Source organism: Streptomyces sp. NPDC088354 (genome assembly GCF_044753585.1).
GTDB lineage: Bacteria > Actinomycetota > Actinomycetes > Streptomycetales > Streptomycetaceae > Actinacidiphila.
This window is the reverse complement of the sequence record NZ_JBIVNJ010000010.1, coordinates 97,610-112,961: the sequence shown is the minus strand read 5'-3', so window position 1 is coordinate 112,961 and position 15,352 is coordinate 97,610. Positions and strand designations below refer to the sequence as shown.

12 protein-coding genes are annotated in these 15,352 nt (G+C 70.4%); 7 read left to right on the top strand and 5 right to left on the bottom strand.

Going from position 1 to position 15,352, the window contains the following annotated elements; all coding sequences use genetic code 11:
• Nucleotides 1-25: 25 nt before the first annotated feature.
• Nucleotides 26-841 carry an MIP/aquaporin family protein gene (locus ACIP98_RS17575; protein WP_319661982.1) on the bottom strand — a complete coding sequence of 272 codons (816 nt, stop codon included), beginning with the start codon at nucleotides 839-841 and terminating at the stop codon, nucleotides 26-28.
• 221 nt (nucleotides 842-1,062) lie between these two features.
• Nucleotides 1,063-1,830 carry an IclR family transcriptional regulator gene (locus tag ACIP98_RS17570; RefSeq protein WP_319661983.1) on the bottom strand — a complete coding sequence of 256 codons (768 nt, stop codon included), beginning with the start codon at nucleotides 1,828-1,830 and terminating at the stop codon, nucleotides 1,063-1,065.
• A gap of 220 nt (nucleotides 1,831-2,050) precedes the next feature.
• Here ACIP98_RS17570 and metH point away from each other — a divergent pair, with 220 nt between their 5' ends.
• The 4 genes from metH (at nucleotide 2,051) to ACIP98_RS17550 (ending at nucleotide 10,071) form a co-directional block, all read left to right on the top strand.
• Nucleotides 2,051-5,593, top strand: coding sequence for a methionine synthase (gene metH / locus ACIP98_RS17565; protein ID WP_319661984.1), 3,543 nt, complete (start codon nucleotides 2,051-2,053; stop codon nucleotides 5,591-5,593).
• A gap of 121 nt (nucleotides 5,594-5,714) precedes the next feature.
• The gene (locus tag ACIP98_RS17560; protein ID WP_319661985.1) at nucleotides 5,715-6,416 is read left to right on the top strand and encodes an HAD family phosphatase; all 702 of its coding nucleotides are present in this window, start codon (nucleotides 5,715-5,717) and stop codon (nucleotides 6,414-6,416) included.
• 385 nt (nucleotides 6,417-6,801) lie between these two features.
• Nucleotides 6,802-8,394, top strand: a complete 1,593-nt coding sequence (locus tag ACIP98_RS17555; protein ID WP_319661986.1) for an ABC transporter substrate-binding protein — start codon at nucleotides 6,802-6,804, stop codon at nucleotides 8,392-8,394.
• 84 nt (nucleotides 8,395-8,478) lie between these two features.
• Nucleotides 8,479-10,071, top strand: a complete 1,593-nt coding sequence (locus ACIP98_RS17550) for an ABC transporter substrate-binding protein (RefSeq protein WP_401976701.1) — start codon at nucleotides 8,479-8,481, stop codon at nucleotides 10,069-10,071.
• Nucleotides 10,072-10,131: 60 nt separating this feature from the next.
• Here the strand turns inward: ACIP98_RS17550 and ACIP98_RS17545 are convergent, their stop codons facing one another.
• Nucleotides 10,132-10,803 (bottom strand): response regulator transcription factor, encoded by a 672-nt coding sequence (locus tag ACIP98_RS17545; protein WP_319661988.1) that lies wholly within the window; start codon nucleotides 10,801-10,803, stop codon nucleotides 10,132-10,134.
• Nucleotides 10,804-10,817: 14 nt separating this feature from the next.
• Entirely contained in the window at nucleotides 10,818-11,687 is an 870-nt protein-coding gene (locus tag ACIP98_RS17540) for a RecB family exonuclease (protein WP_401976698.1), read from the bottom strand.
• Between the two features lie 97 nt (nucleotides 11,688-11,784).
• Between ACIP98_RS17540 and ACIP98_RS17535 the strand changes: the two genes are divergently transcribed.
• From ACIP98_RS17535 to ACIP98_RS17525, 3 genes are all read left to right on the top strand, one after another.
• Nucleotides 11,785-13,023 carry a site-2 protease family protein gene (locus tag ACIP98_RS17535; RefSeq protein WP_401976696.1) on the top strand — a complete coding sequence of 413 codons (1,239 nt, stop codon included), beginning with the start codon at nucleotides 11,785-11,787 and terminating at the stop codon, nucleotides 13,021-13,023.
• A 126-nt stretch (nucleotides 13,024-13,149) separates the two neighbouring features.
• A complete protein-coding gene (locus ACIP98_RS17530) occupies nucleotides 13,150-14,121 on the top strand; it encodes a tRNA (adenine-N1)-methyltransferase (protein WP_319661991.1) in 972 nt (323 codons plus the stop codon).
• A gap of 199 nt (nucleotides 14,122-14,320) precedes the next feature.
• Nucleotides 14,321-14,902, top strand: coding sequence for a hypothetical protein (locus ACIP98_RS17525; RefSeq protein WP_401976693.1), 582 nt, complete (start codon nucleotides 14,321-14,323; stop codon nucleotides 14,900-14,902).
• 4 nt (nucleotides 14,903-14,906) lie between these two features.
• Here the strand turns inward: ACIP98_RS17525 and ACIP98_RS17520 are convergent, their stop codons facing one another.
• Nucleotides 14,907-15,203, bottom strand: a complete 297-nt coding sequence (locus ACIP98_RS17520) for a ferredoxin (RefSeq protein WP_401976846.1) — start codon at nucleotides 15,201-15,203, stop codon at nucleotides 14,907-14,909.
• Nucleotides 15,204-15,352: the final 149 nt, after the last annotated feature.

Genomic DNA, 15,352 nt, shown 5'->3' with positions numbered 1-15,352 from the left:
CCAGTGGGTCGTCGGGTGCTACTGCTCAGAATGCGATCCTGTGGAGGCCGGCTGCGAGGACCGCGCCCACGATCGGGCCGACAACCGGTATCCAGGCGTAGCCCCAGTCCGAACCGCCCTTGTTCGGCAGCGGCAGGAGCGCGTGCACGATGCGCGGGCCGAGGTCGCGGGCGGGGTTGATGGCGTAACCGGTCGGGCCGCCGAGCGAGAGGCCTATGCCGACGACGACCAGGGCCACCATCAGGGTGCCGGTGCCGGAGACGCTGAGGCCCTTGGTGAGGCCGAGGGTCAGGATGAACAGCACGAGGACGAAGGTGCCGATGATCTCGGTCGCGAGGTTCTGCACGACGTTGCGGATCTCCGGACCGGTGGAGAAGATGCCCAGCACCGGGCCGGGAGCGGAGGCCCGCCGCTGTCCGGGGGCGGCGGCATCGGTGCCGTCGGTGGCAGCGGCGGCGGTGTGGGGGCCCTCGACGGCGCCGGTGATCTCGCTGTCGGTCAGATGGGCCTGGAACTGACCCGCGTAGGCGGCCCACACGAGCGCGGCGCCGATCATCGCGCCGAGCATCTGGCCGGCCAGGTAGACCGGGACCTTGCTCCACTCGCCGGTGTCGACGGCGAGGCCGATGGTCACGGCCGGGTTGAGGTGGGCGCCGGAGAGGCTGCCCGAGATGTAGGCACCGGTCAGGACGGCGAAGCCCCAGCCGAAGGTGATGGCGAGCCAGCCGGCGTTGCGGGCCTTGGAGCTCTTGAGCGTGACGGCCGCGCAGACGCCGCCGCCGAGCAGGATCAGGATGGCGGTACCGATGGTCTCGCCGAGAAAGATGTGCTCACTGGACACGTGCGACTCCTTTGTCCTTCGTCCAGGGGAAGGCGAACCCTCGTCCCGTTCATGGGTTCGCGGGCCTGTCACCAGGCCCCCCGGCGGTCCCACGGCCAGGTACACCGTACCGACTCCGTCGGCTTCCGTTCGACAATGTCGACCGCCGAACGAGAGTGTTCTCCTGCGTGACCGGATGCGTCAAGAGTTCGACAGGTTCTGGGACGGTTCTCCGGCCGGCTTCAGAACCGGCCGGCGCCCAGGTCACGGGAGACCGCGCGGGCGCAGTCCCGCACCGCGGCGACCAGTTGGGCGCTGATGCCGCCGTCGTCGTCGCAGACCCGTTCCACCGCGCCGGTGACCGCGACCGCGCCGACCGGCATGCGGTGCCGGTCGTGGATGGGTGCCGCGATCGAGGCCACGCCGTCCCAGGTCTCCTCCAGGTCCGCCCCCCAGCCGCGAGCCCGTGTGAGGTCGAGCACTCCCTCGAACTCCGCGGCCCCGGTGACCGTGCGCGGCGTCAGCGCCTCGCGCTCCATCTCGGTCACCTCGCCGTGCGCGACCGGGTCGTACGCGGAGAGCACCTTGCCCAGCGCGCTGCTGTGCAGCGGGTGCATGGCGCCGACCTCCAGCACCTGGCGGCTGTCGTCGGGGCGGAAGACGTGGTGGACGATGAGCACGCCCTGCTGGTGGAGCACGCCCAGGTAGACGGCCTCGCCGCTGGAGCGCGCCAGGTCGTCGGTCCACACCAGGGCGCGGGCGCGCAGCTCGTGCACGTCCAGGTAGCTGTTGCCCAGCCGCAGCAGTTCCGCCCCCAGCTGGTAGCGGCCGGAGACCGGGTCCTGCTCGACGAAGCCCTCCTGCTGCAGGGTGCGCAGGATGCCGTGCGCCGTCCCCTTGGCCAGGCCCAGCGAGGAGGCCACGTCCGACAGGCCGAGCCTGCGCTCCCCGCCGGCCAGCAGCCGCAGGATCGCAGCCGCGCGGCTGAGCGACTGGATGGGACCTGGCATGAACAACCCCTCTGTCAGGAACGATCATGAACGAGTCGACAATGCTGAACGCTGTCAGACCATGCCGACCATCATCATCCCAGAGATGAGTGTGGCACCACGGTCCGCCCTTCGGAATGCCGGAGGCGGATTCCGCTCTCCCGGCTACGCTGGCCTGGTGCGTACCAGCGAGAGCGGGTGCGCACCAAGCCGACAGCCGTCGCACTCAGGGAGCACATCCATGGCCCAGCCGTCGTCGTATTCCTCCAAGGGGACCTCCCCGGCACACGCCCGCGCAGCGGCGCTCCGGGAGGCCCTCGCCCAACGGGTCGTGGTCGCCGACGGGGCCATGGGCACCATGCTCCAGTCGAAGAATCCGACGATGGACGACTTCCAGGGCCACGAGGGCCTGAACGACATCCTGAACATCTCCCGCCCCGACATCGTCCGCTCGGTGCACGAGGCCTACTTCGACGCCGGCGTCGACTGCGTGGAGACCAACACCTTCAGCGCCAACCACGCCGGCCTCCTGGAGTACGGCATCGAGGAGCGCGTCCACGAGGTCGCCGAGGCAGGCGCCCGGGTCGCCCGCGAGGTGGCCGACGCCTACGCCACCCCCGACCGCCCCCGCTGGGTGCTCGGTTCCATGGGCCCGGGCACCAAGCTCCCCACCCTCGGCCATGTCGCGTACGGGACGCTGCGCGACGCCTACGAGCAGAGCGCCGCGGGCCTGCTCGCCGGCGGCGCCGACGCGGTGATCGTGGAGACCACCCAGGACCTGCTGCAGACCAAGGCCGCCCTGATCGGCGCGCGGCGGGCCCTGGACGCGGCGCACTCGGTCGCGCCGCTCATCTGCTCCGTCACCGTCGAGACCACCGGCACCATGCTGCTGGGATCCGAGATCGGCGCCGCGCTCACCGCGCTGGAGCCGCTCGGCATCGACATGATCGGCCTCAACTGCGCCACCGGCCCCGCCGAGATGAGCGAGCACCTGCGCTACCTCGCCCGGCACGCCGGCATCCAGCTGTCCTGCATGCCCAACGCGGGCCTGCCCATCCTCGGCAAGGACGGCGCGCACTACCCGCTGACCCCCGGTGAACTCGCCGACGCGCAGGAGGTCTTCGTCCGGGAGTACGGGCTCTCCCTGGTCGGCGGCTGCTGCGGCACCACCCCCGAGCACCTGCGGCAGGTCGTCGAGCGGGTGCGCGGGCACGAGGTCGCCGCCCGCGAGCCGCGCCCCGAGCCGGGCGCGTCCTCGCTCTACCAGACGGTCCCCTTCCGCCAGGACACCGCGTACCTCGCCATCGGTGAGCGCACCAACGCCAACGGCTCCAAGAAGTTCCGCGAGGCCATGCTGGACGGCCGCTGGGACGACTGCGTGGAGATGGCCCGCGAGCAGATCCGCGAGGGCGCCCACTTCCTGGACCTGTGCGTCGACTACGTCGGCCGCGACGGCGTCGCCGACATGAACGAGATCGCCGGCCGGCTCGCCACCGCCTCCACCCTGCCGATCGTGCTCGACTCCACCGAGCCCGAGGTGCTCCGGGCGGGCCTGGAGAAGCTCGGCGGACGCGCGGTGATCAACTCGGTCAACTACGAGGACGGCGACGGCCCCGACTCCCGCTTCGCCCGCACCACCCGGCTCGCCGTGGAGCACGGCGCGGCCCTGATCGCCCTCACCATCGACGAGGAGGGCCAGGCCCGCACGCCGGAGGCCAAGGTCGCGGTCGCCGAGCGCCTCATCGCGGACCTGACCGGCAACTGGGGCATCGCCGAGAGCGACATCATCGTCGACTGCCTGACGTTCACCATCGCCACCGGCCAGGAGGAGTCCCGCGGGGACGGCATCGCCACCATCGAGGCGATCCGCGAGCTCAAGCGCCGCCACCCGGCCGTGCAGACCACGCTCGGCCTGTCCAACATCTCCTTCGGCCTCAACCCGGCCGCCCGCATCGTGCTCAACTCGGTCTTCCTGCACGAGTGCGTGGAAGCCGGCCTGGACTCGGCGATCGTCCACGCGTCCAAGATCGTGCCCATCGCCCGCATCCCGGAGGAGCAGCGCGAGGTCGCCCTCGACCTCGTCCACGACCGCCGCCGCGAGGGCTACGACCCGCTGCAGCGTTTCCTGGAGCTGTTCGAGGGCGTGGACACCAAGTCCGTCAGGGCCGGCCGCGCCGAGGAACTCGCCGCGCTGCCGCTGGACGAACGGCTGCAACGGCGCATCATCGACGGCGAGAAGAACGGCCTGGAGGCGGACCTCGACGAGGCGCTGAAGGCACGTCCGGCCCTCGACATCGTCAACGAGACCCTGCTGGAGGGCATGAAGGTCGTCGGCGAGCTCTTCGGCTCCGGCCAGATGCAACTGCCCTTCGTCCTGCAGTCCGCCGAGGTGATGAAGACCGCCGTCGCCCACCTCGAGCCGCACATGGAGAAGTCCGACGCCTCCGGCAAGGGCACCATCGTGCTGGCCACCGTTCGCGGCGACGTGCACGACATCGGCAAGAACCTCGTGGACATCATCCTGTCCAACAACGGCTACAACGTCGTCAACCTGGGCATCAAGCAGCCGGTCTCGGCGATCCTCGACGCCGCCCAGGAGCACGCGGCGGACGTGATCGGCATGTCGGGCCTGCTGGTGAAGTCCACCGTGATCATGAAGGAGAACCTGGAGGAGCTCAACCAGCGCGGGCTGGCCGCCCGGTTCCCCGTCATCCTCGGCGGCGCCGCCCTCACCCGCGCTTACGTCGAGCAGGACCTCCACGAGATCTACGAGGGCGAAGTCCGCTACGCCCGCGACGCCTTCGAGGGCCTGCGGTTGATGGACGCGCTCATCGCCGTCAAGCGCGGCGTCCCCGGCGCCACGCTCCCCGAGCTGCGGCAGCGGCGCGTGGCCCGCCGGGAGGGGCAGACGGGCCCCGGAGAGGCCGCCGCGGCGCGGGAGGCCGAGGAGAACCGCGGTCAGATCCGCTCGGACGTGGCCACCGACAACCCCGTGCCGACCCCGCCCTTCTGGGGCTCTCGGATCGTCAAGGGCATCCCGCTCAAGGACTACGCGTCCTGGCTCGACGAGGGCGCGCTGTTCAAGGGCCAGTGGGGCCTGAAGCAGTCCCGCGCCGGCGGTCCCGACTACGAGGAACTGGTGGAGACCGAGGGCCGGCCGCGGCTGCGCGGCCTGCTGGACCGCATGCAGAGCGAGGGCCTGCTGGAGGCGGCGGTCGTCTACGGATACTTCCGCTGCGTCTCCAAGGGCGACGACCTGATCATCCTCGGCGAGGACGGCGCGGAGCGGACCCGGTTCACCTTCCCGCGGCAGCGCCGCGGCCGCCGGCTGTGCCTCGCCGACTTCTTCCGCCCGGAGGAGTCCGGCGAGACCGACGTGGTCGGCCTGCAGGTGGTCACGGTCGGCAACCGGGTCTCCGAGGCCGCCAACAAGCTCTTCGCCGCCGACGCCTACCGCGACTACCTGGAGCTGCACGGCCTGTCCGTCCAGCTCGCCGAGGCGCTCGCCGAGTACTGGCACGCCCGGGTCCGCGCGGAGCTGGGCTTCTCCGGGGAGGACCCGGGCGCGATGGAGGACATGTTCGCGCTGAAGTACCGCGGTGCCCGCTTCTCCCTCGGCTACGGGGCCTGCCCCGACCTGGAGGACCGGGCCAAGATCGCGCAGCTGCTGGAGCCCGAGCGGATCGGCGTGCGGCTGTCGGAGGAGTTCCAGCTCCATCCGGAGCAGTCCACCGACGCCATCGTCATCCATCATCCGGAGGCGAAGTACTTCAACGCGCGGTAACGGGTCATACGTCGTACACTGGACGATCCGAACGGCACCTGGCCGGTCCCACGCCCCCACCACCATGGGGCGCGAGGCGACCGGCCTTTGTGCCCCCTGGACTGCGAAGGATGTGGGGCGCATGACCAGCGGTATTCCCGTCACCGAGACCCGGCCGGCCCGGGACGCAGGCCTGCAGGCCGTCCTCCTGGACATGGACGGCACGCTGGTCGACACCGAAGGCTTCTGGTGGAACGCCGAGGTGGAAGTCTTCGCGCAACTCGGTCACGTCCTCGACGACACGCACCGCGAGGTGGTCGTCGGCGGCCCGATGGCCCGCAGCCTGGGACATCTGATCTCGGTCACCGGGACGGACGCCACCCTCGCCGAGCTGTCCGCGCTGATCAACCTGCGTTTCGTCGAGCTCATCGGCCGGGGAGTACCGCTGATGCCGGGTGCCCGGCGCCTGCTCACCGAACTGGCCGCGCACGGCGTGCCCGCCGCGCTGGTCTCCGCCTCCCACCGCCGCATCATCGACGCGGTGATGCTCTCCATCGGGCGCGAGCACTTCGCGTTCTCCGTCGCCGGGGACGAGGTGGTGCAGGGCAAGCCGCACCCCGAGTCGTATCTGCACGCCGCCGCACGCCTGGGCGCGGACCCGGCGCGCTGCGTGGTCGTCGAGGACACCCCGACCGGGGTCCGCGCCGCGGAGGCGGCCGGGTGCCAGGTGGTGGCGGTGCCCTCGATCGCCCCGATCGAGCCCGCGCCTGGCCGGGCCGTCGTCGCCTCCCTCGAAGCCGTCGACGTGCCATTTCTGCGCTCTCTGATTACGGACGTTCACTGAGCGTCGCCATAAATTGAGTGGAAACTCTGGGCGCCCGGCCGCTCATTTTCCGTGACGTTTCGCTGCTGCCGAATTCTTTACCGGCGGCCCTCGGCCGGCGTGATACTTTTCACGTCGACGGGCGTCGACAGCACCGTCCGGGCGTGCTTCGGCCCGTCAATTGACGGTGCGCGTAGTGCTGTTGTGTCCGTATTGGGGCGCGGAGGGCTGTTCGTTCCGCTGTCCGGATATCGGTGCACCACTCCCTGTTATCCGCCTGTGACGCGGGCTCAACTTCTCCGTGTCAGGGGGCGGTAGGCCGGAATGCCGGGCACCGGCAATTCCGGGTATCGTCGCCCCGCTCAAGACTGCGCGGCCGAGGGCCGGAAGAGGGAGAACAACGAGGATGAATCGCAAGCTGCTGGTGCTGCCGGCCGTGATGGGCCTCGCCGCGCCCGTACTCGCCGGATGCGGCGACTCGAACGCGGGAAGCGGCGGCGGCGACGCGATCGTCGTCGGCACCACCGACCACATAGCGGTGTCCAAGGAACTGCCCTCTCCCGTGGACCCGGCCACCTCGTACGACGGTGGCACGTACACCTTCTTCAACAACACCTTCCAGATGCTGCTGGGTTACGAGCGCAGCGCGACGATCCCGTCCCCGGACGCGGCGAAGTCCTGCGAGTTCTCGGACACCAAGTCCGAGACCTACCGCTGCACTCTGCGCGACGGCCTGACGTTCTCCAACGGGCACGCGCTGACCTCCGAGGACGTCAAGTTCTCCATCGACCGCGTCATCAAGATCAAGAGCGACTACGGCCCGGTCAGCCTCCTGTCGAACATCCAGTCCGTCGAGGCCCCGGACGAGAAGACCGTCGTCTTCCACCTCAAGGCCTCCGACGCCACGTTCCCGTACAAGCTGGCGACCCCGGCCGCGGCCATCGTCGACAGCGAGGTGTACCCCGCCGACAAGCCGCTGGACGGCCTGCAGATGGTCGGCTCCGGCCCCTACAAGCTGGACTCGTGGGAGGACGGCAAGGCCGTTCTCAGCGCCAACCCGAACTACAAGGGCCTGGTCGGCAAGCTCAACAACAGCAAGATCGAGGTCCGCTTCTTCGAGACGGCGGCCGACATGGAGAAGGCGCTCACCGACGGCGACATCGACATGGTGAACCGCACCTTCACCTCCGACCAGATCGCCGGCATCCAGCAGGGCAAGGAGCCGAACATCAAGCTGACGGAGGCCTCCAGCCCCTCCGTGCGCTACATGTTCTTCAACATCGACGACCCGACGGTGAAGGACAAGGCCGTGCGTGAGGCGATCGCCCGCCTCGTCGACCGTGGCGCGCTCACCCGGGATGTGACCCACCGCACCGCGACGCCGCTGTTCGGCGCCGTGCCCACCGGCATCGTCGGGCACAGCAACGCGTACTTCAACACCTACGGGCAGCCCAGCCGCAACAAGGCCGCCGGGGTCCTGTCCGCCGCCGGCATCAGCACCCCGGTCAAGTTGACGTTCTCGTACCCGACGGACCGGCCGGCCACGCCGAACAAGGAAGAGGCGCTGGCCCTGCAGAAGCAGCTCAACAGCAGCGGCCTGTTCGACGTGACCCTCAAGGGCATGCCGTGGAAGAAGTTCCTTCCGGGCGCGGTCAAGGGCCAGTGGGCGATGTACGACCTGAGCTGGCTCCCCGACTTCCCGGACCCGGACACCTACATCGCGCCGTTCTTCGCCGAGGGCTTCCTCAACCTGAACTACCCCGGCGGCGACATCAAGAACTCGCTGCTGCCCAGCACCCGTCAGACCGCCGACCGCGGTGAGACGGACAAGGACTTCCTCAAGATGCAGAACATCCTGGCCCAGGACCTGCCGGTGATCCCGCTGTACCAGGACAAGCAGTTCGTCACCACGCGTGACAACATCACCGGCGCCGAGTGGTTGCTGAATTCCTCCTCCACGGCCCAGTTCTGGGAGCTCGGGCGCGGCGTGGCAGGATGAGCCGCCGGCTGGTACGGATCCGGGCACAACGCCCGGATCCGTAGCAGCCGGGCCCATCCGCACCACGACGCTTTGAGGTACCCCGTGAGGAAACGAGTCCAACTCCTGGCTCTCCCACTCTCCGCGACCGCGATCCTGGCCACCGGCTGCGGAAGCGGCGGCGGCGACGGAGGTGGCGAGGGAAAATCCGTCACGATGGGGATCACGGACAAGGTCACCGCCGTCGATCCCGCCTCCGGTTACGACGTGGGCTCCTGGATCGTCTTCAACAACGTCTTCCAGTCCCTGATGAGCTTCCCCAAGGGCGCCACCAAGCCCGAGCCCGAGGCCGCCGAGAACTGCGCCTTCACCGACACGGCCAGCCGGACCTTCGACTGCACCCTGCGGCCGGGCCTGAAGTTCAGCAACGGCGACGACCTCACCTCGCAGGACGTCAAGTACTCCTTCGAGCGCACCATCAAGATCAACGACGAGAACGGCCCCGCCGTCCTCCTCGACTCGATCAAGACGATCGACACCCCCTCCGCAGCCCGCGTCGTCTTCCACCTGAAGTACTCCGACGCGACCTTCCCCATGAAGATCGCCTCCGGCGCCGGCTCCATCGTGGACCACCGCGAGTACCCGGCGGACAAGCTCCGCGAGGACGACAAGGCGATAGGCAGCGGCCCGTACCGGCTGGACACGTACACCGCCGGCGACCAGGCCGTCTTCTCGGTCAACGACCGCTACCAGGGCACCGCGGAGGTCCACAACTCCGGTATGACCATGAAGTTCTTCGCGGAGGAGAGCGGCCTGGAGAAGGCCCTCGAGAGCGGCAGCGTCGACCTCGCCTACCGCGGCCTGGCGGCGAAGGACATCGCCGCCCTGCAGCAGAAGGCGGCCTCCGGGGACAGCGGCATGAAGGTCGTCGAGGGCACCGGCGCCGAGGTCCAGCACCTCGTCTTCAACGTCAAGGACCCCGTGGTCGCCAGCAAGGCCGTCCGCCGCGCCGTCGCCTACCTGATCGACCGCAAGGCCATCATCCGCGACGTCTACGACCGCACCGCCAGCCCGCTGTACTCGATCGTGCCGCAGGGCATCACCGGCCACAACACCGCGTTCTTCGACCGCTACGGCGAGGGCGCCGACACGGCCGCCGCCCAGGCCGCGCTCACCGACGCCGGCATCACGGAGAAGGTCCGCTTCACCCTCTGGGGCACCCCCGTCCGCTACGGACCCGGCACCGTGCCCGAGCTGACCGAGATCGCCCAGCAGCTCAACTCCAGCGGCCTGTTCGACGTCGACGTCAAGACCACCGACGCCGACCAGTACGCCAAGGACATCTCCAAGGGCAAGTACGCGGTCTACGTCCGCGGCTGGGTCCCCGACTACCCGGACCCCGACAACTTCACCGCCCCCTTCTTCGGCGACGGCAACGTGCTGTCCAACAACTACGTGAACCAGCGGATCAGCGGCCAACTGATCCCGCGCACCGCCGCCCAGGCCGCCCGCGCCTCCACCACCGCGGACTTCGAAGAGCTGCAGGACACGGTCGCCGACGACGTGCCGATCATCCCGCTGTGGCAGGGCAAGCAGTACGTGGCCGCGAAGGACACCGTGAACGGCCTGGAGTGGACGCTCGACCCGTCCACCGTCTTCCGCTTCTGGGAGATCCAGAAGGTCGCGCAGGCCGGCTGACCCGTCCGGCGCCTCCGGTCCCCGACAGACCGGACGTCCCCCGCCCCATCCGGGGGACGACTACTGCGCCCCGGGGCGCACCAGACCGCTCTCGTACGCGTACACCGCGGCCTGCACCCGGTCGCGCAGCGCCAGCTTCGTGAGCACGTGGCCCACATGGGTCTTGACCGTCGTCTCGCTGACGAACAGCTCCGCCGCGATCTCGGCGTTCGACAGGCCCCGCGCGACCAGCTTCAGCACCTCGACCTCACGGTCGGTCAGGGTGTGCAGCGCCTGGGGCACCGGCTCCTCGCCCGACGGCAGCCGGCCCGCGTACTTGTCCAGCAGCCGCCGCGTGATGCTCGGCGCGAGCATCGCCTCGCCCGCCGCGACCACCCGGATCGCCTGCACCAGTTCGTGCGCCGGGGCGTCCTTGAGCAGGAAGCCGCTGGCACCCGCGCGCAGCGCCTCGACCACGTACTCGTCCAGGTCGAAGGTGGTCAGCACCAGCACCTTCGCCGGGCCGTCCCGGCCGGGGCCGGTGATCTGCCGGGTGGCCTCCACCCCGTCCATCCGCGGCATGCGGATGTCCATCAGCACGACGTCCGGCTGCAGTGCCCGCACCTGCTCCAGCGCCTGCTGACCGTCCCCCGCCTCACCCACCACCGCGAGTTCCGGCTCCGCCTCCAGGATCATCCGGAAACCGGTGCGCAGCAGCGGCTGGTCATCGACCAGCAGAACGCGAATGGCCACGTGATCTCCTCAGCTCAGGAATCCCCATTCTTCCCCACCACCGCCAGCGGGTACGGCGGGGGAGTGCCGCCGAACGACGGGCAGATCGCCTGGTGGTCGCACCAGTCGCAGAGCCGGCTCGGTCGCGGGCGCCAGTCGCCGGACTCGGTGGCCCGCCGGATCGCCTGCCACAGCGCCTCCAGCTTGCGCCCCACCGCCAGCAGGTCCGCCTCCGAGGGGTCGTACGTCATCACCTCGCCGCTGCCGAGGTACACCAGCTGCAGCCGGCGCGGCACCAGCCCGCGCAGCCGCCACAGCACCAGCGCGTAGAACTTCATCTGGAACAGCGCCTCGTCCGCGTACTCCGGGCGCGGGGCCTTGCCGGTCTTGTAGTCCACCACGCGCAGGTCGCCGGAGGCCGGGGCCACGTCGAGCCGGTCGATGTAGCCGCGCAGCGTCAGCCCCGACTCCAGCTCGGTCTCCACGTACAGCTCGCGCTCCGCGGGCTCCAGCCGCGTCGGGTCCTCCAGCGAGAACCACCGCTCCACCAGCCCGGCCGCCCCCTCCAGCCACTCCGCCAGCTCCTGCCCCTCCTCGGCGGAGAACAGCTCGGACAGCTCGGGACGCTCCTCCAGCAGCCGCTGCCACTGCCCGGGCACCATCGCCCGCGCCCGCTCCGCCGTGCGCTCGGGGGCCGGAGTGTCGAAGAGCCGCTCCAGCACCGCGTGCACCACCGTGCCCCGCGCGGCGGCCGGGCTCGGCTTCTCCGGCAGCTTGTCGATCACGCGCAGCCGGTACAGCAGGGGGCACCGCATGAAGTCGGCGGCGCGCGACGGCGACAACGACGAAGGAGCGGCCGGCGGCCTTCGCGGCGTCGGCGGAACGGGTTCGATGCTGGTGCCCATGGCAGGACCCTATGGGGTCGCACCGACAGCCGGTGTCGGCTCCGGGCAGCCGGGCAATACCATCGACGTCGGACCGACAGCAAAACGAGGGGAACCAGTGAGCGAGAGCCAGCAGCCGCCTGACGGCGGCGAGCAGACTCCCGGAGCCGACGGCGGCACCGGCAAACGCCCCGCCGGCCCCGGCGGCGGCATCCTCATGGGCCGCATCTTCGGCGTCCCCGTGTACGTCGCCCCGAGCTGGTTCCTGGTCGCGGCCCTGATCACCTGGGTCTTCGGCGGTCAACTCGACCGCGTCCTGCCCGGACTCGGCGCCGCCCGCTATCTCGTCTCGCTCTTCTTCGCGGTGGCCTTCTACGCCTCCGTCCTGGTGCACGAACTCGCCCACACCGTCGCCGCGCTCCGCTTCGGACTGCCGGTGCGCCGCATCCAGCTGCAGTTCTTCGGCGGCGTCTCGGAGATCGAGAAGGAGTCCGACACCCCGGGGCGCGAGTTCGTCCTCGCCTTCATCGGGCCGTTGCTCTCGCTCGTCCTGGCCGGGGTGTTCTACCTCGGCATGCAGGGCGTGGACCCGGGCACCGTGCCGGGCGTGCTGCTGGCGGGGCTGATGATCAGCAACCTCCTCGTGGCGGCGTTCAACCTGCTGCCGGGACTCCCACTGGACGGCGGGCGCATGCTGCGCGCGGTGGTGTGGAAGATCACCGGCAGGCCCATGACCGGCACCGTCGCCGCCGCGTGGATCGGGCGCTTCCTCGCCATCGCGGTCCTGGTGGGGCTGCCCCTGCTGTCGTACGCGGGCGGCCTCAGCGACGGCACCGGCGACGCCACCGGCTTCGACTCGCTCACCGACGCCCTGCTCGCCGCCATCCTGGCCGCGATCATCTGGACCGGCGCGGGCAACGCCCTGCGCATGGCGCGGCTGCGTGAGCACCTCCCCGAGCTCCAGGCGCGGACCCTCACCCGCCGCGCCCTGCCCGTGGCCTCCGACACCCCGCTCTCCGAAGCCCTCCGGCGCGCCAACGAGGCCGGGGCCCGCGCCCTCGTCGTCGTCGACGGCCACGGCACCCCCACCGCCGTGGTCCGCGAGGCAGCGATCGTCGGCGTGCCCGAGCACCGGCGGCCCTGGGTCGCCGTCTCCGGACTGGCGCAGGACATCAAGCCGGGCATGAAGGTTTCCGCGGAACTCGCGGGGGAGGACCTGCTGGACACACTGCGGGCGACGCCGGCCACGGAGTACCTGGTGGTGGAGAACTCCGGCGAGATCTACGGCGTGCTGTCCACCGCGGACGTCGAGAAGGCCTTCCTCGCCGCCATGGCCCGGCCCACCGCGTCGGCCTGAGGCCCGCCCCGCCCGGCGGTGCGGACGCGAGCGTCCGGCGCGGCCCACGGGGAACGCGACGGCCTGCGTCACAGGGCGCCCCGGAGGCGAACCGAGCCCCCGGAAAAGACCGGTAGGCTGGGGCGCATGTCCGAACCGACCGGTGCCGCCCGCCGTCGCGGGCCCTTCAAGGTCGGGGACCAGGTCCAGCTCACCGATCCCAAGGGACGCCACTACACGTTCACGCTCGAAGCCGGGAAGAACTTCCACACCCACAAGGGGTCGTTCCCGCACGACGAGCTGATCGGCGCCCCCGAGGGCAGTGTGGTCCGAACCACGGGAAACGTCGCCTATCTCGCGCTGCGCCCCCTGCTCCCCGACTACGTCCTGTCCATGCCCCGCGGCGCCGCCGTGGTCTACCCCAAGGACGCGGGGCAGATCCTGTCCATGGCCGACATCTTCACCGGCGCGCGCGTCGTGGAGGCCGGCGTGGGCTCGGGCTCGCTCAGCATGTTCCTGCTGCGGGCGATCGGTGACGAGGGGATGCTTCACTCCTACGAGCGCCGCGCCGACTTCGCCGAGATCGCGACCCAGAACGTGGAGCGCTACTTCGGCGGTCCGCACCCCGCGTGGCAGCTCACCGTCGGCGACCTGCAGGACAACCTCAGCGACGTCGACGTCGACCGCGTCATCCTGGACATGCTCGCCCCCTGGGAGTGCCTGGAGGCCGTCTCCAAGGCCCTGGTGCCCGGCGGCATCCTGTGCGCCTACGTGGCGACGACCACGCAGCTCGCCCGGACCGTCGAGGCGATCCGCGAGCACGGCACGTTCAACGAGCCGTCCGCGTGGGAGACGATGGTGCGCACCTGGCACGTCGAGGGCCTCGCGGTGCGTCCGGACCACCGGATGATCGGGCACACCGGGTTCCTGCTGACCGCCCGCCGGCTGGCGGACGGAGTCGAGCCCCCGCTCCGGCGCAGGCGCCCCGCGCCCGGCGCGTACGGCGAGGACTACACCGGTCCGGGCGCCGGGCGCGCGTCGGGCAGGTCCGCCAAGGCGACCGAGGCCGTCGAGCCGGTCGCGGACCAGACAGCCGAGGCGGCCGACACGACGGAGTGATCGCGCACCACGGGAAGCGCCGCCGCCGGGATTCCGGCGGCGGCGCCTTTCGTTCCCCTGCCGTTGTCTCCTGTCACATACGTCATATGACGTACCGATAAGAGATCCGCGACACACGGGACCCGGTCGTACCGGCGCCGTGTGCGCTGTGGCAGCATGCTGGCCACCCCGCTCGACCAACTCCACAGGAGACAGGCGCGTGCAGCCAACCGCAGGGCAGGCCCTTCCGCACACCCGGGCCCGTTCGGTGCACTGGATCACCACGGCCGCGGTCATCGCCGCCGTCATAGGCAGCGCCGCCCTGGTGCAGCCCGCCGGGGCCTCCACCGCGAAGCGGCCGGTCGCCGGAGTGAAGGCCGGCGTCCCCGCCGTGCAGCCGCCTGACCCGAAGGCCGCCCACTACCCGATGAACTGCGCGGGCGCGCCGGTGGACGTCGTCGGCCGGGCCGCCGGCGACCTGGACGGGGACGGACGCCCGGAGACGGTCGCGGTCGCACGCTGCCACTCCGGGACGGGTACGCCGCCCAGCGGTCTGTACGTGCTCGCGCCGGACGCCGCAGGCGGCGGCGCGCCACGGATCGTGGAGACCCTGGTCGACCCCAAGGAGCAGCGGTCCTTCAAGGACCTGCGGATCGAGGAACGAAAGGTTCGCGCCACGGTCCTCGGCTACTCCTCGGACGACATCCCGCGCTGCTGCCCCGACCAGATGCGGGACTACAGCTGGGAGTGGCGGTCCGGCACCTACTACGAGGTTCCGGGACCGCTCGCGAACGGCGTGTGACAGATCACTCCGCGGCGGGTCCGTACAGCTCTACACTGTCCGAAACCCGACGTACATGAATACATTCGCCAGGACATTCCCTGGCCGAATCCACCACATCGGTCAGCAACGGCAGGGGTACCGGGGCGGAGGCCCCGGGGGCCTGACGCAGCTCGTTGTCTTCACCCTTGACGTAGGCGAGCCCGTCGATGTCCAGCTCGAAGACCTCGGGCGCGTACTGCACACAGATGCCGTCTCCGGTGCACAGGTCCTGATCGATCCAGACCTCAAGCGCCTCGACGACTTCGTCGCTCACGGGTATCTCGCCTGCCGTTCATCGTTCGGGAAGGGACCGCCCCTGACGGGCGTTGACCGAACCGACGATACAACCGGCCGCTTTCGGATGGTGATGGCTGGGTATCTCCCTGGCACGAGGACGTGCGCAAGGGTGAAGATCGGACACACACCGGA